At 55.1% G+C, this 23446-nt stretch carries 19 protein-coding genes; 15 read left to right on the forward strand and 4 right to left on the reverse strand.

The window, feature by feature from the left end:
* Nucleotides 1-18: 18 nt before the first annotated feature.
* From OCY70_RS16945 to OCY70_RS16955, 3 genes are read right to left on the reverse strand one after another with little or no spacing between them, the layout of a single operon-like run.
* Nucleotides 19-663: an ABC-2 transporter permease gene (locus OCY70_RS16945; RefSeq protein ID WP_213429633.1), complete on the reverse strand. Its 645-nt coding sequence runs from the start codon at nucleotides 661-663 to the stop codon at nucleotides 19-21.
* Entirely contained in the window at nucleotides 664-1521 is an 858-nt protein-coding gene (locus tag OCY70_RS16950; protein WP_213429634.1) for an ABC transporter ATP-binding protein, read from the reverse strand. It lies immediately after the preceding gene.
* A complete protein-coding gene (locus OCY70_RS16955; protein WP_213429635.1) occupies nucleotides 1518-1898 on the reverse strand; it encodes a GntR family transcriptional regulator in 381 nt (126 codons plus the stop codon). Before OCY70_RS16955 ends, OCY70_RS16950 begins: the two co-directional genes overlap by 4 nt.
* 298 nt (nucleotides 1899-2196) lie before the next feature.
* Here OCY70_RS16955 and liaF point away from each other — a divergent pair, with 298 nt between their 5' ends.
* The 15 genes from liaF (at nucleotide 2197) to serC (ending at nucleotide 21747) form a co-directional block, all read left to right on the forward strand.
* Nucleotides 2197-3156, forward strand: coding sequence for a cell wall-active antibiotics response protein LiaF (liaF, locus tag OCY70_RS16960; protein WP_213429636.1), 960 nt, complete (start codon nucleotides 2197-2199; stop codon nucleotides 3154-3156).
* 3 nt (nucleotides 3157-3159) lie between these two features.
* Nucleotides 3160-4293, forward strand: a complete 1134-nt coding sequence (locus tag OCY70_RS16965) for a HAMP domain-containing sensor histidine kinase (protein ID WP_213429637.1) — start codon at nucleotides 3160-3162, stop codon at nucleotides 4291-4293.
* Between the two features lie 14 nt (nucleotides 4294-4307).
* Nucleotides 4308-4961: a response regulator gene (locus tag OCY70_RS16970; protein ID WP_213429644.1), complete on the forward strand. Its 654-nt coding sequence runs from the start codon at nucleotides 4308-4310 to the stop codon at nucleotides 4959-4961.
* Nucleotides 4962-4997: 36 nt separating this feature from the next.
* Nucleotides 4998-5414, forward strand: coding sequence for a YugN family protein (locus OCY70_RS16975; protein ID WP_213429638.1), 417 nt, complete (start codon nucleotides 4998-5000; stop codon nucleotides 5412-5414).
* A gap of 247 nt (nucleotides 5415-5661) precedes the next feature.
* On the forward strand, nucleotides 5662-7296 hold the full coding sequence (locus tag OCY70_RS16980) for a S1C family serine protease (RefSeq protein WP_213429639.1): 1635 nt from the start codon (nucleotides 5662-5664) through the stop codon (nucleotides 7294-7296).
* Nucleotides 7297-7473: 177 nt separating this feature from the next.
* Nucleotides 7474-8163 carry a response regulator transcription factor gene (locus OCY70_RS16985; protein WP_213429640.1) on the forward strand — a complete coding sequence of 230 codons (690 nt, stop codon included), beginning with the start codon at nucleotides 7474-7476 and terminating at the stop codon, nucleotides 8161-8163.
* Complete coding sequence (locus tag OCY70_RS16990) at nucleotides 8163-9629, forward strand: sensor histidine kinase (protein ID WP_213429641.1); 1467 nt, start codon at nucleotides 8163-8165, stop codon at nucleotides 9627-9629. Before OCY70_RS16985 ends, OCY70_RS16990 begins: the two co-directional genes overlap by 1 nt.
* A gap of 48 nt (nucleotides 9630-9677) precedes the next feature.
* Nucleotides 9678-10628, forward strand: coding sequence for a 4-hydroxy-3-methylbut-2-enyl diphosphate reductase (locus OCY70_RS16995; protein ID WP_213429642.1), 951 nt, complete (start codon nucleotides 9678-9680; stop codon nucleotides 10626-10628).
* A gap of 57 nt (nucleotides 10629-10685) precedes the next feature.
* Complete coding sequence (locus OCY70_RS17000; RefSeq protein ID WP_249725406.1) at nucleotides 10686-11153, forward strand: DUF2062 domain-containing protein; 468 nt, start codon at nucleotides 10686-10688, stop codon at nucleotides 11151-11153.
* Nucleotides 11154-11370: 217 nt separating this feature from the next.
* Nucleotides 11371-12432 (forward strand): 3-deoxy-7-phosphoheptulonate synthase, encoded by a 1062-nt coding sequence (aroF, locus tag OCY70_RS17005; RefSeq protein ID WP_213429643.1) that lies wholly within the window; start codon nucleotides 11371-11373, stop codon nucleotides 12430-12432.
* 658 nt (nucleotides 12433-13090) lie between these two features.
* Nucleotides 13091-14130, forward strand: a protein-coding gene (locus OCY70_RS17010) for an IS630 family transposase (protein ID WP_213431522.1) whose coding sequence is annotated in 2 segments (ribosomal slippage) — nucleotides 13091-13594 and nucleotides 13597-14130 — 1038 coding nt in all. Because the reading frame shifts where the segments join, the coding sequence is not laid out codon by codon here.
* Nucleotides 14131-14898: 768 nt separating this feature from the next.
* Nucleotides 14899-16323 (forward strand): type I glutamate--ammonia ligase, encoded by a 1425-nt coding sequence (gene glnA, locus OCY70_RS17015; RefSeq protein WP_213429339.1) that lies wholly within the window; start codon nucleotides 14899-14901, stop codon nucleotides 16321-16323.
* Nucleotides 16324-16509: 186 nt separating this feature from the next.
* Nucleotides 16510-16683, forward strand: a complete 174-nt coding sequence (locus OCY70_RS17020; RefSeq protein ID WP_249725370.1) for an alpha/beta hydrolase-fold protein — start codon at nucleotides 16510-16512, stop codon at nucleotides 16681-16683.
* Between the two features lie 283 nt (nucleotides 16684-16966).
* Nucleotides 16967-20473 (forward strand): discoidin domain-containing protein, encoded by a 3507-nt coding sequence (locus OCY70_RS17025; protein WP_213429340.1) that lies wholly within the window; start codon nucleotides 16967-16969, stop codon nucleotides 20471-20473.
* A 179-nt stretch (nucleotides 20474-20652) separates the two neighbouring features.
* Nucleotides 20653-21747: a 3-phosphoserine/phosphohydroxythreonine transaminase gene (gene serC, locus OCY70_RS17030; protein WP_213429341.1), complete on the forward strand. Its 1095-nt coding sequence runs from the start codon at nucleotides 20653-20655 to the stop codon at nucleotides 21745-21747.
* A gap of 175 nt (nucleotides 21748-21922) precedes the next feature.
* Here the strand turns inward: serC and OCY70_RS17035 are convergent, their stop codons facing one another.
* On the reverse strand, nucleotides 21923-23173 hold the full coding sequence (locus OCY70_RS17035) for a lytic polysaccharide monooxygenase (RefSeq protein ID WP_213429342.1): 1251 nt from the start codon (nucleotides 23171-23173) through the stop codon (nucleotides 21923-21925).
* Between the last annotated feature and the right edge of the window lie 273 nt (nucleotides 23174-23446).

Below are 23446 nucleotides of genomic sequence, written 5' to 3' on the forward strand. Positions count from 1 at the left end.
CAGCGCCGGATACCGGAATCACAGATTTTGCCGCGAATAGATGGTTAGCGACAGGCGCATCGACACCCATCCAATCAATAATCCGAGCAGCGCGGGAAGCCAAGCTTGCATGGCAGGCGGGAGTGGAAGATCCAGGCCCAGGCTGAAGCGGGAATCATGCGCCGCCCGCGCGATGACCGGCGATACAAACGGCGTCAGAAAGACAAAAATCATAAATACATATTTGGACTTCTCGTAGCCGAAATGATATTGAAACGGCAGCAGAATCCCGAAGATAAGGGAAAAGAGCAGAAACGATCCGGCGAACGAAGCCGCGGACAATAATTCAAGCTTCGACGGCAAAATCAGGGCTGTAATCGTATAAATCAAGTAGCAAACGACAAACAGGATGCCGATAAATAAATATTTTGCTTTGACTAAAGCTTGGCGAGTATAGGGGGTAGCGCAAAGCAAGGCCGCGCCCTTATATTTGTATTCCATCATAGACACGGTGTTGAAAAGCAGATACACAAAATAAAGCCAGCTAATAAAAAACGCCAAAAAGCTGCCGGCGACAGGAAGCTTCGAGGAAATAAAAACCGGCAACACAAATGCCGCCGCCAGCATGAAGGCCAAATGCTTTTTTGCCAGAAGAAAGTCTTTTTTCACAAGATGTAACAGCATCTATTTTGCCCCCTTTAAATAACCAAGCATCACATCTTCGATCGTCGGCCGTTCGATCAGCACGTTGTTCATTTGTTGGCGCACGGCCATCTTATTGTTGGTCAAGCCCGCAAAGCCGTAATGGGTCTCGTCCAGGCTCAAAAACAATGCTCTCGTCTCCTCGTTCAGCGCCGCTCTGTGCCCTTTGACGACCGCATGCGAGTCCAACAAAGCGTCCTTATCTTCCATAAATTTGACTTTGCCTTTATCCATGAAAATGAGCGCATCGGCCACTTTGTCCAGATCGGATGTGATATGGGTGGAGAAGAATACGGATTTTCCGCCGGAATTCATAAAATCGAGCAGAATATCCATCAGCTCGCTTCGCACCAAAGGGTCCAGGCCGCTGGTAGGCTCATCCATAATCAACAGCTCGGCATGATGGGAGAGCGCCAGGGAAAGGGCGTATTTCATGCGCATCCCTTTCGACAAGGTCGAGATTTTTTGGCCGGGATCCAGGTTGAAGCGACTCATATATTGCTTGAATGCGGACTCATCCCACTTGGAATAGGCCGGCGCGACGATGCTTTTCATTTCCTGCAAGGTCAGATCCTCATAAAAGTAGCCTTCATCCATCACGATGCCGATCCGGTTTTTCAGCTCCCGTTCATGACCGGCCATGTCCTTGCCGAATAGGGCGATGCGTCCGGCATCCGCCTCCCCCAAGCCGAGGATTGCTTTGATCGTCGTCGTCTTGCCTGCCCCGTTAATCCCGACGAGCCCGGTAATGCAGCCTTCCTGCAGAGAGAAGCTGATATCTTGCAGGCTGAATGAGCCAATTTGTTTGTGAAGTCCTGTAACTTCGAGTATCGAATTCATTGGTCTTCCTCCTCGAAAAGTATCTCCATCATGGCCATGAGCTCTTCCTTGCTGATGCCGAGCGCGCGGGCGGTTGTCCATGCTTCTGTCAGCTTGACTTCCACCATATGCCGCTTCGATTCCAGCAGCAGCTCCAGGTTCTCCTTCGCGACAAAGGAGCCTTTCCCCGGCCTGGTTGTAATAAATCCTTCGGATTCCAGTTCATCATACACTCTCCGCGTCGTCAGCACGCTCACATGGAGATCATTGGCCAGCGCCCGAATGGACGGCAGCAATTCGCCCTCCTTCAGCTCGCCGTAGAGGATGGCATCCTTGATCTGGTCCTTGATTTGCTGATAAATCGGCGGATCCGATACGTTGGAAATAATAATTTTCATAGGACCTCCATCAAAATCAACTGTGTATGTATTACATACACATCATATACTTATAGCACATCGTTGTCAATCACAACGCTGCTAACAAGCTTCGTTCCATTCGCCTCCGGCTCTGCCTGCCCTGGGAATGAACAGGCCTTGCCTGATAAGCTGGAATCAGATTCCAGCCTCTCGGTCTGGAGACCGAGGCCGATTTCAACCTCACGCCGCTGGCGCCCGGACGAGTCATCGCTTACACTAGAGATACAAGAAGCGGCATAAGCCTGAGCCGCATTTGGATAGAAGCGAGGGATGAAACATGCAACATAATCGGGGACGATGGTTCGGCGGTCTGGTGCTCATCGCGCTCGGTGCTTTCTTTATGCTCAGCCAGTTGGGCTACATCGATATGAATATCGGGGATTTGTTCCGCACTTTCTGGCCGGTCATCTTGATCATCATTGGCTTGAATTCGCTCCTGCATGGCGCCTTCTGGGGAGTCATTCTGCTTGGGGTCGGCGGCTACTTCCTGCTGTCGAATCTGGGGTACATCTATATGTCGCCGGGCGATTTCTTCAAAATGCTGTTCCCGCTTGCCCTTATCGTAGGCGGATTCTGGATGCTGTTCAAAAAGCGGGATTATCCGCGGCCTGACCGGGATCGTCATCGTCGGAAGGATTGGAAGGAGGACGATTGGGGATTCGATGCGCATACGCAGGCCCCGCCACCGCCGCCGCCGACGGACTATGATTTCGACAGCAAGTTCGATGAGCAATTCGGCACGAACTATACGAATAAAGAAACGAAGAGCAATGATTTCCATGGCCAGTCGGGCTCCTTCGCCGGGTCGGTTCCGCCGCCTCCTTCGATGGGAGGAATGTCCGGGAACCCGAAGCGGGAGATGTTCAACAAAGCGGCGTTTATCGGCGATACCCATCTGGGCAGCGATTATTGGGAGCTGAAACCGACGAATCTCTCTCATTTCATCGGCGATACGTTCATTGATTTGACGAAGGCGCAGGTCCCTTATGGGGAGACGAAGATTACGGTCTCTTCCTTCATTGGAGATGTGAAGGTCTTCGTTCCGAATGATATGGATTTGGGGGTTATCGTAACCTCTAGCTCCTTCTTGGGCGATGTCAAAATATTCGACCAAAAGAAGGACGGATTTATGAGCAGCGTTCAGATGGAGACTCCTTATTTCTATGAGGCTGGCAAAAAAATTCGCATCGTCGTCAGCACGTTCATCGGTGATGTGAAGGTGACAAGGGTAGGATAACGGATGCTGATGAATTGGGTTCGCCGTTCCCGGAGCGTCAAATGGGAGCTTCTCCTTACCTTCCTTATCTCGGGCGGCCTTATTATGAGCGTCTTCTGGATTGGAATTGTGTACGGCGGCGCATGGTACCACGGCATGAACTGGTGGTTGTTCGGCATCAGCACGGTTATCGTCGTGTCGCTCATTATGGGCTACGTCGCCGGCGTCCGGCTGCAGCGCCGCCTCGATGTGCTGCATCTGAGCATGATGCAGGTGATCAAGGGCAATTGGTCGGAGCGGATTCCGCTCGGCGACGATGCCTCTTTCGATCGGCTCTATGAAGATTTCAATACGATGGTCGACGCGATGGAGAAGAAGCTTCGCCTTCTGCAGAAGATGTCGGAGCAGCAGGTGATGGATCGGGAGAAGGAATGCGAGGCGGTTGTGCTGGAAGAGCGCCGCAGGCTGGCCAGAGATCTGCATGATACGGTCAGCCAGCAGTTGTTCGCCCTGCATATGGCCTCTTCTTCTCTTCCCAAAGTGATGGAACGGGATATGAAGCGGGCGGAAATGGTGGTCAGCCAATTGATTCAGATGTCGCATATCGCCCAACGGCAAATGCGGAGCCTGATCGCCCAGCTCCGCCCATTGGAGCTGGACGGGCGCACGCTGCAGGAGGCGCTCGATCATTGGTTCCCCGACTACTGCCGGCAGAACGGCCTTCAGGGCAAGTTCGATGTCGACATGAATATCAAGCTGTCCGAGGCGATCGAGCACCAGAGCTTCCTGATGATCCAGGAGGCGATGGCCAATGTCGTGAAGCATGCGCACGCGACGCAGGTTACGCTTACGATGCACGCGACGCCGGCGCAGCTCATCCTGGCCATCGCGGATGACGGCCAGGGCTTCGATCTGAAGGGCGCGTCCTATAAGACCGGAAGCTACGGTCTGACGACGATGAAGGAACGGGTAGACAAGTTGGGCGGCAATCTGGACGTCATCAGCCAGCCCGGCGCGGGAACGACGATTCGCGTTCATATCCCGTTATTTCGCGAACAAGAGGAAGAGGCGGAGGGTCCAGCTCCGCCAGGAAGCGAATGGAAGAGGGGAAGCGGCCCGGAGCAGGATGAGCCGGAGGCAGACGGAGGGATTTCATAGTGGAACAGACGGTAATGACCGTATTTCTCGTGGATGATCATGAGATGGTCCGAATGGGATTGAAAACATATTTGATGCTGGATCCGGATATTGAGGTCATCGGAGAAGCCGGAGGCGGGCTTGAAGCGATCCAGTCGATCTCGGCCCGGGCGGAGCGGGGAGAGCGGCTGCCCGATCTCGTCCTGATGGATCTGATGATGCCGGACATGAATGGCGTCGAGGCGACGCGCGAATTGACGCGCCGCTACCCGGAGCTCAAGATCGTCATGCTGACGAGCTTCATGGAGGATAACCAAGTATTCGAAGCGATTCAGGCCGGGGCAATCAGTTATGTGCTGAAGACCGTATCCGCGGAGGAACTGGTCTATGCGCTTCGCGGCGCCTTGCGCGGCATGCCGGTGATGAGCGGAGAGGTGTCGCAGGCGCTGACCCGCGGCTTGCGCAAGCAGGCGTCGCAGTCGGATGACGAGGCGCTGACCGAGCGGGAGCGGGAAGTGCTGCTGCTCATCGCCGACGGGAAGACGAACAAGGACATCGCGGAAGAGCTTCATATCAGCATCAAGACGGTCAAGACGCATGTGTCCAATCTGCTCATGAAATGCGAGGTGCAGGATCGGACGCAGCTAGGCGTCCATGCGCACCGCAAAGGTTGGGTTAAAAGCGACTGACTTCGTCCACACTATGGAGGAAGGAGGTTGCATGCCATGCAGCAGTTGGAAGGGACGTTCGCCGGCCGCAAGTTCGGCACCGATGAACTGGTGCGCGTGTTGGAGCCGCTTGGCTTCGCCGTCTCCGGCAATTGGGATTATGAAGGGGGCAGCTTCGATTGCGCATTGAACGAGGAGCGCACCCTGTGGCTCCGTCTGCCGTTCGCGGCGGTGAACGGTCCGTTCGACGGGGAAGCCAACGAATCGGTCTTCGTTCAGATGAAGCAGCCGTTCGTGCTGAAGCACGAGTATCGGGTCGGCAATGATCCGGATGCCGGCGTGCAGCTGTTCGGCGCCGTCGTGAACCAGTTCCAGGCGCCATCCAATCCGGACGCTTCGCTGTCCCCGGCCGAGCTGCGCCGGGCGCGGGCGAAGCTGGATGAAGCAGAAAATGTATTGGGGCGGATGAGTTAGCGGCGCCGCCCGTTCGAATCGTAAAACAGGTCCATGGGCCTGTTTTTTGCGTCCATATCGTCGATATCCGGCCAGGGGTGCCGCTTGGAAGATGTGGCGGCATGCCTCCGGAGGATTATCTTTTTATTGGGTTTTATAATCTTTTTAAGCTGAGCTTAAGGTTGATGGTACAATATATAAATATATCATTCATACCTAAAACGCTTATTGATTCGAGTGAAGATCAGCTTATTGGGAGGTAAGAACTATGGACGAACAACAACGCAAATTATTTTTTACATCCGACTCCGATTCGGATTCTTATACAACAGCACCGGATGAGACTCGCGGCGCGCAGGACGGCCCGCACGCGGGCGATGCCCAGGCGCGTAAGCCCGAGGATGGCGGTTCGTATTATTTCGCTTACGGCCCTTATCAGTCTGTCAAGCAATCCGAAGCAAGCACGACGACTACGGAGGCATCCGGCAAGGTGAATGAAGTCGAGGTGACGCCGCCTGCTCCCGTCAAGCCGCTGCCATTCTCCAGAGCGACCGGCCAAGGAAGCTTCCATTCCGGTGGAGGCGGAGGCAATCTGCCTCCCCAGCCGCCGCAGGGCAATTGGCAGTTCAATGAACCGAAGCGCAAGCGGGGCGCTTCGTTCCGCGCGATATTCGCTTCCTTCCTGGCGGGGATGCTGGTCATCACCGGCCTGATGTATGCCGCGGACAGCACCAATCTGTTCAAGGGCAGACAGGAGCTGGGTAGCACGGCCAGCTCGTCGGAGAGCGCGGTCGTGACCAATGGGACGCCGGCTCCGTTCCCGAATGGCGCCAGCAGCGTTCCGGAGGTGGTGAAGAAGACGAGTCCGGCGGTGGTCAAGATCGAGACGCTGGCCCGCGTGAGCACGCAGAACGGCTATGGCAACAACCCTTGGATGAACGATCCGTTCTTCCGCCAGTTCTTCGGCGATTCCTTCGGCGGCAGCGGGAACAACAGCTCGAGCCAGAGCCAGCAGCTCCAGCCGCTCGGCATCGGGACCGGCTTCATCTTCGATAAGTCGGGCTATATTTTGACGAACCAGCACGTGATTTCCGGAGCGGAAGTCATCCAGGTCACGGTGGAAGGATACAAGAAGCCGCTCAAGGGAACGCTGCTCGGCCAGAGCGAGGATCTGGATCTGGCGGTCATCAAGATTGACGGCGAAGGCGATTTTCCAACGGTGCCGCTGGGCGATTCCGACGCGGCGGAGGTCGGGGAGCAGGTCGTCGCGATCGGCAACCCGTCCGGCTTCGACCATACGGTTACGTCCGGCGTGCTGAGCGCCCGCGAGCGCTCGATCAATGTCGATGATAACGGCAGCGCTCGGGAATACGAGCATTTGCTCCAGACGGACGCGTCCATCAATCCCGGCAACTCGGGCGGACCGCTCTTGAATATGAAGGGCGAAGTCATCGGCATGAACGTTGCGGTGAGCAAGCAGGCGCAAGGCATCGGATTCGCCATCCCTTCGAATGTGATCAAGAAGGTCGTTGACGATCTGAAGGCGAACCGTGAAATACCGAAGGAGCCGATTCCGTTCATTGGCGCTACGCTGCAGACGATGACCAGCGACATTGCGCAGGAAATGGGCATCAAAAATGTCGAAGGCTCTCTCGTGCTCAATGTGATGTTCGGTTCCCCGGCCTATGAGGCGGATTTGCGCGCCTATGATATTATTGTAGGTATGGACGGCACGAAGTACGCGACCAAAGAGGAATTGATCGAAGCGATACAGAAGAAGAAGGTTGACGATACCGTCACGATGCAGGTGGTACGCAACGGCAAAGAGACGGAATTGAAGATTAAGCTCGGCGACCGGAACAAGTTCGACAAGCAGATTCAGTCGCAGCAACAGCAGCCATAAGCCGCGCGGCTTATGACGAATCCGGGTGCTGCGGCCCGGGCGCAGCGGGAGAGGAAGCATAGGATGGCCTGCGCCGTTCTTGGCTTCCTTTTCGCTATTCGGGCGGCGAATGGCAGTGCCGTAAGGAAGAAGCAGGGAAGAGAAGGATCAATCTACGGGTGAAGAGAGGCTGGTAGGATGACGCGTTCAACGATTATGGTAGTCGATGACGATGAGAAAATTACGTCCATGCTGAGGCGTGGCCTGGTGTTCGAAGGATATGAGGTCCGGACGGCGGCGAATGGCAGCGAGGGCTTGCGCGAGATGATGATCCGCGAGCCCGATTTGCTGATCCTGGACGTGATGATGCCGGAGGTGGACGGCTGGGAGGTGTGCCGCAGGCTGCGGGAAGCGGGCAGCAACGTGCCGGTTCTGATGCTGACCGCGAAGGACGAGGTGCAGGACCGGGTGCACGGGCTTGATCTCGGAGCGGACGATTATCTCGTCAAGCCGTTCGCGCTGGAGGAGCTGCTGGCCCGCGTGCGCGCCTTGCTGCGCCGCCGGACCGAGGGCGAAGGCGGGACGCACCGCTTGACGTTCGAGGATGTCGTGCTTGATCTGCATACCCGCGAAGTGCTTCGCGACGGCAAGCCGATCGAGCTGACGGCGAAGGAGTTCGAGCTGCTCCATCTGTTCATGCAGAATCCGAAGCGGGTGCTGCCGCGGGACGTCATTATGGAGAAAATATGGGGCTATGACTACAGCGGAGAATCGAATGTGCTTGAGGTGTATATCGCCATGCTGCGCCAGAAGACGGAAGAACATGGAGGCAAGCGTATCATCCAGACCATTCGGGGAACGGGCTACGTCTTGAGAGGAGATCATTAATGTCGATTCGGCTGCGGCTTACGGTATGGTATTCCGTCCTGCTCGCGTTTACCCTGCTCTTATTCGGAATTGCCATCTACACCTTTGTCGACTACAACACCTACGCGCATATTAAGTCCCGCATCCAAGCCCAGGTCACCCAGTTGAAGGTGCTGCCGACGCTCGATCTGCAGAATCGCTTCGACTTCGATGTTCCCAAATCCGACTTGAAGCGGCTGGAAGATGCCGAGCTGTATATTCAGATTATCAACTTCAGCAACAAAACGCCGCGCAAGTCGCCGAATCTGTTGGAGCTAGGTCTTAATATACCGATGCCGCAAAAGGCGTCGCAGATTAAAGAAGGCTACCGCAAGATCGAAATTAGCGGCTATGAATTTCTTGTCTATGAAAATGCGATTATGCTGGGTGACCAGGTTGGGGGGGCACTCCAGGTATTCGCCTTCACCGGGCGCGAAGCCCTGTTCACGAAAGAACTGCGCAGCATCCTGATCATCGCGTCGATGGTCACGATCGTGCTGGCCTTCTCGCTTGGTCTGTTCCTGGCGCAGAAATCGCTGCGGCCGATCGAGAATATCATCCGGGCCACGGACCGCATTCAGAAGGGGGCTGACCTGAGCGTCCGCATTCCGCGCGAAGGTCCGCCCGACGACGAGATCGGACAGCTCACCGACCGGATCAACAGCATGCTGGGCCGGATGGAGACGTTCTATAACGAGCTCGACGAGGCGTATCGGGCCCAGCGGCGGTTCGTATCCGATGCGTCTCATGAGCTGCGGACGCCGTTGACGACGATTCGCGGCAATGTCGATCTGCTTCAGAAAATGTGGATGCAGCTGCAGGAGCCGAACCAGATGAGCCAGAGCGAGCGGGAGCAGATGTCGCTGGAAGCGCTGCGCGATATCGCGGACGAGTCGGAGCGCATGAGCCATCTCGTGAATGATCTGCTGTCGCTCGCCCGCGCCGATGCCGGCTATGTGATGAGCAAGGTGCTCGTCGAGCTGAAGCCGATGGTCGAGGAGGTCGTGCGCCGGGCGCAGTTCCTGCCGCGCAAGGCCGAATGGGAATTGGGCAATATCGATGTGCTGGAAGATTTGTACGTGTACGGCAACAAAGATTATTTGCAGCAGATGCTGTTCATTTTCATTGAGAATGCGTTCAAATATACCCCGGAAGGCAAGGTTCGGTTAACGGCGATCCGGCAGGACAATCAGATCGGACTGAAGGTGGACGATACGGGGATCGGCATGAACGAGAAGGAAGTGCCGTACATCTTCGAGCGCTTCTATCGCGCCGACGTCTCCCGCGGCGTGACATCGGGCACCGGGCTCGGGCTGGCGATTGCCAAATGGATTATCGATGAGCACCGGGGTTCGGTAGAGGTCGTCACGAAGCCGGGGAAAGGGACCTCGTTCATCGTGTGGCTGCCGCTGGCTACGGTCGACGGAAGCGGAGATTATCCGGTATAATGGAGGGGCGGAAGTCAGACGCAGTATAATGAGAAGGCGGGTGTACCGATGGAAGTCAGAAAAATTACACCGCGTGGCTATTGCTATGGCGTCGTGGATGCGATGGTGCTGGCACAACAGACGGCGCGCAATCTGGATTTGCCCCGTCCGATATATATATTAGGGATGATCGTTCATAACCGTCACGTAACGGATGCGTTCGAGGACGAGGGCATCATTACGCTCGATGGGGCGAACCGCTTGGATATTCTGGATCAGATCGAATCCGGGACGGTAATCTTTACGGCGCACGGCGTATCCCCGGAAGTGCGGAAGAAGGCGCGGGAGAAGGGGCTGACCACCGTCGATGCGACATGTCCCGATGTGACGCGCACGCATGATCTGATTCGGGAGAAGACGGCCGAAGGCTACGAGATTATTTATATCGGCAAAAAAGGGCATCCCGAACCGGAGGGCGCCATCGGCGTGGCCCCGGACAAGGTGCATCTGATCGAGACGGAAGCGGAGATCGCCGATCTGAAGGTGGGCACGGATCGCCTCGTCATTACGAATCAGACGACGATGAGCCAGTGGGATATCAAGCACATAATGAATCGGCTTATCGCCCGGTTCCCGACGGCCGAGATTCATAACGAGATCTGCATGGCGACGCAGGAGAGACAGGCGGCGGTGGCCGAGCAGGCCACAGGCTGCGACCTCGTCATCGTCGTGGGCGATCCGCGAAGCAATAACTCCAATCGTCTGGCCCAGGTCTCGGAGGAGATCGCCGGCGTGCGCGCCTATCGCATCTCCGATCTGTCGGAATTGAAGCGGGAATGGCTCGATGGGGTCCGGATCGTCGGCGTAACCTCCGGCGCGTCAACGCCGACGCCGATTACGAAGGAAGTCATTGCTTATTTGGAGCAGTACGACGAGAATAATCCGGAGACATGGGAATTGAAGCGAACCGTGAACATGAAGAAGCTGCTTCCGGTCATCCGCGAGAAGTCGAAGTCGTAACCAGGGCAAGGGCTGCCATCAACCGGATTGACGGCACATCTCGAGAGATGGAATATTGTGAAGAGATGGTTGAAGTGCCAGTTCCTGAAGCTGATTCGTACCCGCGGCGCCGCCGCACAGGTGGCGAGAGGGTTCTGTATCGGACTGGCCCTTGAAATGTTCACTCTCCCGGCGGCTGGGCCGGCGTTCTTCCTCATCTTTCCTTTGGCGTACTTGATGAGGGGGCGGCTGGCCGCCGCCTTGATCGGCTTCGCATTCGGGAAGCTGATCTATATTCCGATCGCTGTCGTCAATGAGCGGGTAGGGCATTGGATTCTGCCCCTGCATTGGTCGGTTCATGCGGCCGCGCTGCCGGACTGGCTGAACCGGCTTCTGACCATCAACATAAATCTGATTGTAGGCGGAATGATTGACGGTGTCTTGTTGGCGCTTCTGTTGTATATCCCAATGAAGCAGATCCTGCTGGTCATGCAGGTGCGGCGCCGACAGAAGCCCCGCCATCGTCAAGGCCACGCTCACGGATAAGGCACAGCTCTTTTCTGCCGGCCGAACGGTCGGGGCAGAAAAGGGCTTTCTTCTATTTCCCGGGACATAATGAGAGGCGGGACTCCGGATGAAGAAAAAAAGAATTGACGAATGGGACAATATTCGATATAGTTGCTTTAACGGATAAAAGCTTAAAAGCGTATAAGCGTTGAAACGAGAAAGCTATGAATCGACAGAACAGAAAGGATGTAGCCCCGTGATCGTTATCGTCTCGAATCAGACTCCGGAAGAGCGGGTCGCCGAACTCGTAAGCATCATCGAGAAAGCGGGCAACCAAGCCCATATCTCGCGCGGCACAGATCGAACCGTCATTGGCATTATCGGTAAAGCAGAGCCTCAACTGGCTGAGCATCTTAGACAAATGAAAGGCGTAGAGAACGTGATTAAGATTACGAAATCATATAAGCTGGCTAGCCGTGACTTCCATCCGGAAGATACGGTCATCCATATTAAAGGCGTAGAAATCGGCGGTGGCAATCTGGTCGTCATGGGCGGACCGTGCGCAGTCGAATCGCCGGCGCAGATTGACGAGATCGCGCGCCTGGTGAAGGCGGCGGGCGGACAAATCTTGCGCGGAGGGGCCTTCAAGCCGCGGACAGGCCCGTACAGCTTCCAAGGGATCGGCGTGGAAGGGCTGATCATGATGGCCGAGGCCGGCCGGAAGCACGGCCTGTTGACGATTACGGAGGTCATGACGCCGGAATACGTCGATATTTGTGCGGAGTACGCGGATATTCTCCAGGTCGGAACGCGCAATATGCAGAACTTCGATCTGCTGCGCAAGCTGGGCGAATGCGGCAAGCCGGTCTTGCTCAAGCGCGGATTCAGCGCCACCTATGATGAGTGGTTGAATGCGGCCGAATATATATTGGCCGGCGGCAATCCGAATGTTATGCTGTGCGAGCGCGGCATTCGCACCTTCGAGACATACACGCGCAACACGCTGGACCTGACCGCCATTCCGGTCGTGAAGCAGTTAAGCCATCTGCCGGTCATCTCCGATCCGAGCCACGGCACGGGCCGCCGCGAGCTGGTGGAGACGATGTCCAAGGCATCGGTGGCCGCCGGCGCGGACGGCTTGATCATCGAGATGCATACCGATCCGGACAACTCGATGACCGGGGACGGGGTGCAGTCGCTGTTCCCGGATCAATTCGCCAATCTTCTGCGCGAACTGGAGCAGCTCGCCCCGCTGTGCGGCAAGACCTTCAATACGGAGAAAATGGAGCCGCCCCATTTCGCGACATGGGTCAAGTAAACCTTGTAGAAGAACAGTCTCTTTTCGTGAGGAAAAAGACTGTTTTTTCTTTGGCTGGAATAGGGCGGGGGCGCTGGTTGGCGTATTGCCGCGCATCGGACGCGCCGATGATGCGCTTGGTCTTGGCCAAGCGTATGCGTGCTCAGGGGCCAAGCGTATGCGTGCTCAGGGGCCCAAGCGTATGCGTGCTCAGGGGCCAAGCGTATGCGTGCTCAGGGGCCATGCGGTATGCGTGTACAGGGGTCATGCGGCAGGGGTGCTCAGCGGCTGTGACCGTGTGTCTTAGGGGCTGCTGTGGGCAAAGCGTTGAGAGGCATGCGCCTATGTGCGCGTGAGCGGGCAAGCGTGTTTTGCAACGAGTGCTCGCCATTATGCGTGACTATGGGCTGACGTAAAGTTGCCTACACCTATCCGCGACGGGTGGGGATAGCCTACTGCCGCGTAATGCATCGTTTCCCGGTCTGTGATCAACGATTGCTGCAAATTTACAGTATTTTATTCCTCTATTAGGAAGATTAAGTGAAAATGATGAAAAAATACATCAATTTGCCCATTTCTATATAAATTGAATTAAAGTTTTAGAGAATTATGGTAAGGAATTTCATACCTGCATGTCGAATGAATAAAGGACCACAAAAAGACAGGTAGGGAGTAGAACATGGAAAACCCAACGAAGCTTGACGAAGTGAAGCAAGCCATGAGAAAAGCAAAGGATCGCCGAATGTACGAGCGCTACCAGGCATTATATTTACATCTCCAAGGGGCTCCGGTAAAAGAGATTGCCCATACGTTGGACCGAAGCGTTCAAACGGTAAAGGCATATATCAAGGCTTATGATCAGGGCGGACTTTCCGGACTGCAAATGAATCATTCGCCGGGCGCGCCTGTTCGCTTAACAAAAGAGCAGCAGGAAAAGCTGAAGCAGACCATAGCTCATTGTGTTCCTCATGAGGTGGGCTTTACCGCTCGCCATAACTGGACGCTGGAACTGATTGCAGCCTTTATTAAGCGTGAATTTGGGCAAACGTATTCGCTTCGCGGGGTCTCGAAGATGATGCACCGCCAAGGGTTAAGCTACACCAAACCGACATACACTTTAGCTGCAGCAGACGAGGAGAAGCAACGCCAGTTCTCGGAAACCATTTTTCCTGCGTTAAAAAAAGACTGATGAATGATGAGATCGACCATTTGCTATTTGAAGATGAGTCCATGATCCGTGACTACCAAGCCATTCAAAAAACATGGTTTCTTAGGGGCAAACAGCGAATGATTCGAACGGCAGGCAAACACCGTGGAGTCAAGCTGCTGGCCACGCTTGACTATTCCACCGGCAAGGTGGTTTGGCAGGAAGACGAGCAATACACAGCCGAGACCTTTTTGAGTTTTCTCCAAAAGGTTGTTGCTCACTATCCTGCAGGCAAAATCGTCATCGTGTTAGATAATGCTCGCATTCATCATGCCAAGCTGCTCCGGCCGTTTTTGGACGAAATGAAAAGGCGGCTTGAACTTGTTTTCCTGCCCCCTTACAGCCCTCAACTCAATATTGTTGAAGGGCTATGGAAATGGCTGAAGTCCGATGTCATTAACAATGTGTTCTATCACACGGTTGCCGATATTCGCAAGAATGTCCTGCAGTTTATGAACGAGATCATGAAATCTCCATGGTCCATTATTGATCGCCTGTGTATTAGGTTCTAGTTGAATGGTTCAATAGTTCAACTTATATAGTTCGATCGGACCCAAAGCGAGAGAAATTCCTGCGCTTTTGCAGGATTCACTTACTCGGAAATCGAGCGTTCTATAAATCCTGTAGTTTTGCAACATTTCGGAGCAGCCGAACGTGTATAGCGAGTTCTAAGCCAAGAAGGTGCATTGTAGAAGCCGGGCAAACGGCGGGATCTGCAAGCCAAGAAAGGGCAATGCCGAACCCGGACAAAGGGCGGCCAAGGATAGCAAAGGCCCAGACCGCGTAAGAGGCGAGTTTCAAGCCAAGATATGCCAATCAAAATAAGCCCATATTAAGGCGAGAAAAGAGGCGAGGCTCTACACAACGAGGAAGTGGCAATGGCGAGTGAGGAAAAGGCGAGCCCCTACAAATCGAGGAAGTGGTCATGGTGAGCGAGGCAAGCGAAGCTAGACAACAGGCGACTTTTACAAGCCAAATGAGGCGATGCCGCAGGCCAGTTCATCGGCGGGCCCATAGGACTAGGTCAAAGGAACTCTTAATCCGAGGCGCCAATTCGTTCGCTCTCCCTGAGAGGGCAAGCGACAAACGCAGGAAAAAAGCGGATTTTCTGCCGTTTCCCAACATTTGATGTTAGAATACCTAACATAAAACATAAAAATACCTGACATGGGTATTGACGAGATTTCTCCGCAGCGATTATAATGACAACAACTTAATTTTGAAAGTGGAACAATGAATGCGTGATGAACGTGTATTGTTCGGAAATGGGAGGAATCATCATGTCGACAAATCCAGCTTTGATGGTTATTCAGGAGAAAAAAATCCAGTATGTAGATTTTCGCTTTGTTGATTTGGTCGGTCGGGCGCATCATATTACCCTTCCCGCTTCAGAGGTGGATGAGAGCACGTTCACGAACGGAGTTGCATTCGACGGTTCCTCCATCAAAGGATTCCGCGGAATTGAAGAATCTGACATGGTGATGATGCCGGACGCGAACTCCTGCTACGTCGATCCGTTCACGGCGCATCCGACGCTTATCATCATGTGCGATATTTTTACACCGGATGGCGAACGCTATGACCGCGATCCGCGCAGCATCGCGCAGAAGGCGGAAGCGTATTTGCAAACGTCCGGGATCGGTACGGCCGCATTTTTTGCTCCGGAGTCGGAATTTTTCATCTTCGATGAGGTGCGGTATGAGAATACGATGAACCGTTCCTCCTTCTATGTCGACTCGGTGGAGGCATCCTGGAATACGAACCGCGAGGAAGCCGGGGGCAACCTCGGGGGCAAAATTCCGGCCAAGGGCGGATACGTGCCGGTCGCTCCGGTCGATACGCAGCAGGACATCCGCAGCGAGATGTGCCGCCTGCTTCAGGAATGCGGCATTCGCGTCGAACGCCATCATCATGAAGTGGCGACGGCGGGGCAGGGGGAGATTAACTTCCGGTTCGATACGTTGACGGCCACGGCCGATAATCTGATGAAATATAAATATATCGTTCATAATACGGCACGGCAGTTCGGCAAGGCGGCCACCTTCATGCCGAAGCCGCTGTTCGGCGACAACGGCAGCGGGATGCACGTGCATCAATCGATATTCAACGGGGATACGCCACTGTTCTACGAGAAGGGCGGGTATGCCAATCTGAGCCAGATGGCCCTCCATTATATCGGCGGGATTCTGCATCACGCGCCTGCGCTTATCGCCTTGACGAACCCGAGCACGAACTCGTTCAAGCGGCTCGTTCCCGGCTTTGAAGCTCCGGTCAATCTGGTCTTCTCCAAAGGCAACCGTTCCGCCGCGATTCGGATCCCGGTGGCCGCCGTCACGCCGAAGGGCTGCCGCATCGAGTTCCGCACGCCGGATTCGACAGCGAACCCGTACCTGGCGTTCGCGGCGATGCTGATGGCAGGGCTGGACGGAATCAAGCGCAAGATCGACCCGACCGCAGCCGGCTTTGGTCCGTATGACCGCAATCTATATGAGCTGTCCGAGGCGGAGAAGCTGGAGATTCGCCGCGTCCCGGCTACGATGGAAGAGGCGCTCGATGCTTTGATGGCGGATCATGAATTTTTGCTCGAAGGCGGCGTATTCACCCGCGCCTTTATCGACAACTATGTCAGCATCAAGCGAAAAGAAGCCCAATCCGTTGCGATACGCATTCATCCGCAGGAATACAGCCTTTATTTCGACTGCTAATCACATCGCTCTAACGATCCTCCGCATCCAGCTTGGATGGGGAGGATTTTTTTATACACGGAAGGGGAAAGGAATGATTGTTGACGGCTTCGACAACGTTGCGCTATCATTTGGCAGAAAGGGCGGGAGCATCCGGACGACAAGTTCCCGGTTCACCCGCGCGGCCATCTGTATGAGCGCTTCCTGATTGAAGAGGTCAAGCCCTATGTGGACGTCTTGTTCCGCACGCAACCGGAGCCGGAGCATACGGCCTTAATGGGCTCCTCAAGGGGCGGGCAGGTTACGTATCATATCGGGCTGCGGCGTCCCGACGTGTTCGGCATGCTATCTCCATACATGTATTGCGTATATCCTGATTGACAGAAGTGCCGCTGTATCATACCTTCTCCGTCAAGCCGCCGATCAAGAAAATATGGATCGATCTGGGCAGCCGCGAAGGGCTTCTCGTCATGGAAAAGCATGTGCCCTCATGCCTTTTTGCTGATGATGGATTGGGTTAGAGCGAGGAATATACATCTCTTTACTTATGCTTATTTTTTGTTGCGGCGTAATGTTGAACAGTATAGGATTGGAAAAAAGGAGGCGATAAACGAAAAAATTGGTGTCAACGGACGCGGTAGAATCCACGATGATATGGAGGGAAATGAAGAAGACGATGAACAAAAAAGCGCTTGGATGGATGCTTAGTATCGTATTGGCGATGGCGAGCGTTCTGCCCGGCATTCCGCCTGCGCATGCCTATGCCCAACCGAACGGGCAGGCGGCCTTTGCGGCCGAAGCGCCGGATGTTCCGACAAACGGGACCGATCCGGAGACCGTGACTGAGGCCGTCTATGATAAAAATGGAAGCGCATTCCCGACGGAGCCTTCCCCGGATGAAGGGGCGGACCGCCTTCTCCCGGCCGCATTCGACGGTACGAATCTCGCCCTGAACAAGCCGGCTTACTCGTCGGGCAATGAAGTCGATTACTTGACTCCGGATCTGGCCGTGGACGGGAAGGCCAATACAAGATGGTCTTCCGCGAAGCAGGATGATCAATGGTTCTATGTCGATCTGGGAGAGCGGACCGCGATCGATCGCGTCGTCATCCGCTGGCAGACGCCGGCCGATACATACAAGATCCTGGTATCGGATGACGGGGAGCAGTGGACCAATGTGAAGGATGGCGACGGCGTCATCCCATGCAAGGGAGGCACCGAAGTTATCGATTTCGCGCCGCTTCAAGCGAGATATGTGAAGTTCCAGGGAGTGAAGCGGGCGCCTGTCGAAGGCATTCTGTACGGTTACTCCTTCTATGAATTCGAGGTGTACCAATTGAATGACTTGCAATCTATCGCAGACCGGATTGAGGCGACATTGACGGTGCAGGCCGGACAGACCGAGCTGGATTGGTCCGCGGCCGAAGTGCCGGAAGGGTACCGCTCCAGCGTGTATGGCAGCGACCGGCTGCCTGTCATCGATCGCGAAGGCCATATCCGGATGCCGCTGGTCGATGCCAAAGTGAATCTGATCGTGCAGGTGGAGGATCTGAACGATCCGAACCGGAAGGTGCTGTCGGACAATATTGCGGTTACGGTGCCGGGCCAATATAAGCAGACCCCGGATCGCAATGCGGAGCCGGACGTCATTCCGTCCTTACGGGAATGGTATGGCGGATCGGGGAGCTATACGTTGACGGAGTCGTCGCGCATTGTCGTCCGCCCGGAGGACGAAGCGGCGCTGCGCAAGGCGGCGGAGCTGACGCGCGAGGATGTGGCCTATCTGACGGGATATCAGCTTGAGATTGTCTATGGCCAGCCGCAGACCGGCGATCTGTACCTGTCGCTGGATCCGTCGTTAGCGTGGCTGGGCGAGGAAGGCAATGTCTTCCAGGCCGGCGACTATGTGTCGATCGCCTCGTCTTCGGCGACAGGGGCGTTCTTCGGCACGAGAACCGCGCTTCAGATTCTGAAGCAGCATCCGGACCTGACGATTCCCCGCGGAGAAGCGAGAGATTATCCGAAGTATGAGAAGCGGGGCCTCATGATCGACGTGGCGCGCAAATTTTACACGATCGATTTTCTGAGAAGCTATGTGAAGCTGCTGTCCTGGTACAAAATGAACATGTTCCAAATTCACCTGAACGATGATGTCGGCACCCCGTTCGCGGACGGAACGAGGGCGGCTTACCGGCTGGAAAGCACCACGTATCCCGGATTGGCCAGCCCGAACGGACATTATACGAAGCAGGAATTCAAGGAACTCCAGCTTCTGGGCATGGATTACGGAGTCAACGTGATTCCGGAGATTGACACGCCCGGACATTCCCGTGCCTTCACCTCCTATAATCCTGCGCTGGGGAACGATCACGCCCTCGACATTTCCAAGCCGGAAACCGTGGAGTTCGTGAAAAATCTGTTCAACGAATATTTGGATGGAAGCGATCCGACCTTCGTCGGTCCGGAAGTCCATATCGGCACCGATGAATATTGGGGCCCGGACGTGGAGCACTTCCGTTGGTACATGGATACGCTCGTGAAGCATATCAACGACAAAGGCAAGCACCCGCATTTATGGGGCGGATTGACGCAATACAACGGAACGACGCCGGTCAGCAATGAAGCGACGATGGATATCTGGTATGAGCCGTATGGGGCGCCGCAGCAGGCGGTCGATCTCGGGTATGACGTGCTGAACGTCCAAAATATTTATATGTATATCGTGCCTACCCTATATGGAGACTATTTGAATTCCCAGTTTCTGTACAATGAATGGGAGCCGATCAAGTGGGAGCATACGACGCTGCCGCTCGGGCATCCGCAGGTCAAAGGCGGCATGTTCGCCTTGTGGAACGATGTGTCGGACGCCAATGGGGTGTCTATGGATGACTCCCATGAGCGGATGCTGCCCGGAATTCAAGTCGTGTCCGAGAAAATGTGGACCGGCACGCGGGACGACCGATCTTTTGAACGCTATATGAAGCGGGCGGATGCCATCGGCGATGCGCCGAATGCAAATTTTCCCCACAAGATGAAGGTCGATAACGAGGAAAACCAGGTCATTCAGTACCTGTTCGAGGACCAGTTCAAGGATGGTTCAGGCAATGGCTTCGACGGGAAGGGCGTCAATGTGGAGATAACGGAAGGGAAATACGAGCAGGGCGTGCGCTTGAAGGGCGGGACCAGCTATATCGAGACGCCGGTCGAGGCGTTGGGATTCGGCTGGACGCTCTCGATATGGGTGAAGCCGGATCGGGGGAACCCGGATGACGCGATCCTGATGGAGTCTCCGGCCGGAACGCTGAAGCTCAAGCAGGGCAAGACAGGCAAGCTCGGGTTTACGAAGGAGCACTATGACAGCACGTTCAATTACGTTGTGCCGGAAGACAAGTGGACTCATATTTTACTGAAAGGCGACAATAAGGGCGTGACGCTGTTCATCAATGTGGATGAGTATGTGGAGCGGCTCGAGAATGCGTATCCTAAGCTGCATACCCTCGTGCTTCCGGCGCTGCGCATCGGCAGCGAGACGAACGCGTTCCGGGGCGTGCTTGATAATGTCATCATGTACAATAAGCCGATCGAGCTTCTCTATACGGACAATAAGGCGCTTCATCAACCGGCCGAGTCCTCCGCAACCGAGTTCCCGTATTACTCGCCTGATATGGCGGTGGACGGAGTGGTATCGATCAACTCCAGATGGTCCAGCGCCTATGTGGATGACGCCTGGTTGATCGTAGATTTGGGCGAGCCGACAGACATCAATAAAGTCATTATTAAGTGGCAGGCGGGCGCGGAGAAGTATCAGTTGCTCGTCTCCGATGACAAAAAGAACTGGACGAATGTCTCCGGCGATGGAGGAATGATTACGTCCCAAGGGAAATTGGACATCGTGACCTTCGAGCCGAAGACGGCGCGCTATGTCAAATTCCAGGGCGTGAAGCGGGCAACGGTCTTCGGGTACTCCATTTACGAGTTCGAGGTGTATTCGCCGGATCATATCCAAGAATATAAGCGCCTGATCGGCTTGATGGAGCAATTGCTGCCACGCTTGAAGAAGCAGGAGACCTTGCGCCAGCTGCTGCTGCAAGTGTTGAACCGCTACCCGTATGACGCGACGCGCGAGCTTCGCCTGATGCAGGATCTGCTGCAGCGGGCTCAGAAGAAATAATAGGCCGGACGCACGGCCGTACAGCCCCGTATCCAGGAAGGATGCGGGTTTTTTTTACGGCTGAGGATGCCTGAGGAGGGCAGACTTTTTTGCGTTACCTCCTTGAAGCGAACTTCAATTACTGCTATGATTATCGATAAAATATTGGATAGACAAGAACACGAAGGTGGGAGAAACGGATGGAACAACATCAACGCGCGTACAATTTCAATTCCGGTCCGGCAGCTTTGCCATTGGAAGTATTGGAGCGGGCTCAGTCCGAATTCATCGATTTCCGGGGCCATGGCATGTCCATCATGGAAATGTCGCACCGCGGCGCCGTCTACGAACAGGTTCATAATGAAGCGAAGCAATTATTGAAGGGGCTGTTCCAGATTCCGGACGGCTACGATGTGTTGTTCTTGCAGGGAGGAGCGAGCACGCAGTTCGCCATGGTGCCGATGAACCTGCTCGCCGCAGGCAAGGTGGGCGCTTACGTTCATACCGGAAGCTGGGCCAGCAAGGCGATCAAGGAAGCGGAGCTTATCGGCGAGACCCGGGTCATCGCCTCGACCGAATCCGATCGCTTCATGCGCATGCCGGCACCGGAGGAGATCGTTGCTCCGGAGAACGCCGCCTATGTTCACCTCACCTCCAATGAGACGATTGAGGGAACGCAGTTCGCCGCTTATCCGGATACGGGGGCGGTGCCTCTTATCGCCGATATGTCGAGCGACATTTTGTGCCGTCCGATCGATGTCTCGAAGTTCGGGATGATCTATGCGGGCGCGCAGAAAAATCTCGGTCCGTCCGGCGTTACGGTCGTCATCGCCAAGGAAGAACTGCTGGCGGACAGCCCGGCGACGATTCCGACCATGCTTCGTTACAGCACTCATTATAAAAATAATTCTTTATACAATACGCCATCCTCTTTCTCCATCTATATGGTGAACCTGGTGCTGCAATGGCTCAAGGAACGCGGCGGATTGGCGCAGGTCGAGCGGGACAATCAGGCGAAGGCGGAGCTGCTGTACGGCGCCATCGACCAGAGCGGCGGCTTCTACCGTGGCTGCGCGGCGCATGACAGCCGCTCGATGATGAACGTCACCTTCCGGCTCGAGGATGAGGAACTGGAGAAAGCGTTCATCAAGGAAGCCGGGGAAGCGGGCTTCGTCGGTCTGAAGGGACACCGCAGCGTCGGCGGGTTGCGCGCCTCAATCTACAATGCGGTCCCTTATGCGAGCTGCGAGGCGTTGGCGCAGTTCATGAAGCAATTCCAACAGAAGAACGGCTAAAATATAAGTTGATGACGCCCCGCGAGGTTTTCTCGCGGGGCGTTGGGTTTGCCCAAAATATATCCCTCTGCGAATATAAGAATGCGCGGGGGTCAAAAGGTGGTCGAGGCGGGCTTATCGTGCAATAAGCCAAAAGAGCGGTTCAAAGCATCGCCTTGAACCGCTCTATGGATGTCTACTTCACGGCTTGCCATACATCGGCGCGCCCCGGCTCCTCGCCGCGGGTCCACCAGCGTGCCTGGTAGACGGCGCCGTTATGCTTCACCTTGTCTCCGCCATTGTAGGCTCTATCCTTGCTCCAATCCAGGATGACGTTGCTGATCAGCTTCCACGCATCCGACACGTCAGGGCGATTGTTCTGCGTCCAATATTGGGCTTCGTATTCCAAGCCGTCGTAGAGTACGCGGTCGCCCCGGTTGTAGATGACGTCGGATTTCCAGGTCGTCTCGCCGGTCGGCGGAAGCTCGGTGCCGCCTTCTCCATCGCCGTCTTCTCCGTCGCCGCCTCCGCCGTTATTGTCCTGCGGCAGCGTCGCCGCAGCAAGGGGCGCGGATAACGGCGAGACATTGCCCGCCTGATCGATGGCCCGCACCGTATACGTATAGGATGTATCCGGAGTCAGCCCCGCATCGCGATATGATGTTCCGGCCGTCTGTCCCAGCGAAGCGCCGTTGCGGAATACTTCGTAAGCCTTAATCCCGTTCGAAGAGGAAGAGGATGTCCAGTTCAACGTGATCGAAGTCTCGGTCCGAGCGGAAGCCGCGAGGTGTCCCGGAGCCGTCGGCAGTTCGATTGCCGAACCGTCATTGACGAGATCGACGTCGATCACTTGATAGAACGCATTGCCTGTGTCCGCGATCTCCCAGACGCCGAGAATCAGATGATAGCCGCTGCGATCGGTCGGCACGATGCATTCATGCGTTACCCTCTCAGGCGGCATTTGGCCTCCTTCCTGAATCGTGCAGAACGGCACCGGATCCAGATCCGCGCGAGTAAGGGGCTTGTTCGGATCCCAGTCTTTTTTTGTAATATAGTATTTCCATTCCGTTGTCTTATGCGGCTTTGTCAGGTACCATTGGAACGTATTCGTTCCGCCTTGCATCTTCACCTTGTTCCACCGATCGGACGATTGCTCATCCAGCGGAGCGAAGATGCCGGCGCCGGCAATATGTCCGTCAGCCGGTCCGCCTTGCGGGAAGTTGCCTTTGGCTTCCACGCTTTGCGGCTCATACATGACGCGTCCGCAATCCGTGTTCAGGCCCAGCTTGCATTGATAGGCACGGCTGGCCGGAGATTCGATGTAGCCGTGAGCCGATGCGCTATCCGCGAAGATGGCGCTCGCGGCCAGTCCGAGCACGATAAGCCCGAATGCGGTGAACAGAGGGGATACTTTGGACAGCAGAGTGCTGCCGATTCGTCTTGCCATTGGTGTCAACTCCTTGGCTTGTAATTGATAGCGATACCATACCAGTGTAAATATAAAAGCGGTTAAATTCTATCAATCAATGGTATGAATTCATATGAACATATCAACCTATTTTAAAAGGCCCTCCACATTACCAAACCTGGCGGAACAGGCAGCGCCGCAAAGCGATCAATCCGTCGATAATCCTGAACTTCCGGGATGATTTTTGTCGAAATTTGAAGAAACGACTCTTCTGGAGGAGTAGAGGGAGAATTTAGGTCGTAGGTATATAGG

Origin of the sequence: Paenibacillus melissococcoides (assembly GCA_944800085.1) — a bacterium.
Taxonomy (GTDB): Bacteria; Bacillota; Bacilli; order Paenibacillales; family Paenibacillaceae; genus Paenibacillus_B; species Paenibacillus_B melissococcoides.

Excerpts from the sequence above, each read along its gene's own strand:
- OCY70_RS16990 (WP_213429641.1), top strand. The coding sequence starts at position 8,163 with ATGTCGATTCGGCTGCGGCTTACGGTATGGTATTCCGTCCTGCTCGCG.
- OCY70_RS16965 (WP_213429637.1), top strand. The coding sequence starts at position 3,160 with ATGCTGATGAATTGGGTTCGCCGTTCCCGGAGCGTCAAATGGGAGCTT.
- OCY70_RS16950 (WP_213429634.1), bottom strand. The coding sequence starts at position 1,521 with ATGAATTCGATACTCGAAGTTACAGGACTTCACAAACAAATTGGCTCA.
- OCY70_RS16955 (WP_213429635.1), bottom strand. The coding sequence starts at position 1,898 with ATGAAAATTATTATTTCCAACGTATCGGATCCGCCGATTTATCAGCAA.
- serC (WP_213429341.1), top strand. The coding sequence starts at position 20,653 with ATGGAACAACATCAACGCGCGTACAATTTCAATTCCGGTCCGGCAGCT.
- OCY70_RS17035 (WP_213429342.1), bottom strand. The coding sequence starts at position 23,173 with ATGGCAAGACGAATCGGCAGCACTCTGCTGTCCAAAGTATCCCCTCTG.
- OCY70_RS16985 (WP_213429640.1), top strand. The coding sequence starts at position 7,474 with ATGACGCGTTCAACGATTATGGTAGTCGATGACGATGAGAAAATTACG.
- liaF (WP_213429636.1), top strand. The coding sequence starts at position 2,197 with ATGCAACATAATCGGGGACGATGGTTCGGCGGTCTGGTGCTCATCGCG.
- OCY70_RS17025 (WP_213429340.1), top strand. The coding sequence starts at position 16,967 with ATGAAGAAGACGATGAACAAAAAAGCGCTTGGATGGATGCTTAGTATC.
- OCY70_RS16975 (WP_213429638.1), top strand. The coding sequence starts at position 4,998 with ATGCAGCAGTTGGAAGGGACGTTCGCCGGCCGCAAGTTCGGCACCGAT.
- glnA (WP_213429339.1), top strand. The coding sequence starts at position 14,899 with ATGTCGACAAATCCAGCTTTGATGGTTATTCAGGAGAAAAAAATCCAG.
- OCY70_RS16945 (WP_213429633.1), bottom strand. The coding sequence starts at position 663 with ATGCTGTTACATCTTGTGAAAAAAGACTTTCTTCTGGCAAAAAAGCAT.
- OCY70_RS16970 (WP_213429644.1), top strand. The coding sequence starts at position 4,308 with ATGACCGTATTTCTCGTGGATGATCATGAGATGGTCCGAATGGGATTG.
- OCY70_RS16995 (WP_213429642.1), top strand. The coding sequence starts at position 9,678 with ATGGAAGTCAGAAAAATTACACCGCGTGGCTATTGCTATGGCGTCGTG.
- OCY70_RS16980 (WP_213429639.1), top strand. The coding sequence starts at position 5,662 with ATGGACGAACAACAACGCAAATTATTTTTTACATCCGACTCCGATTCG.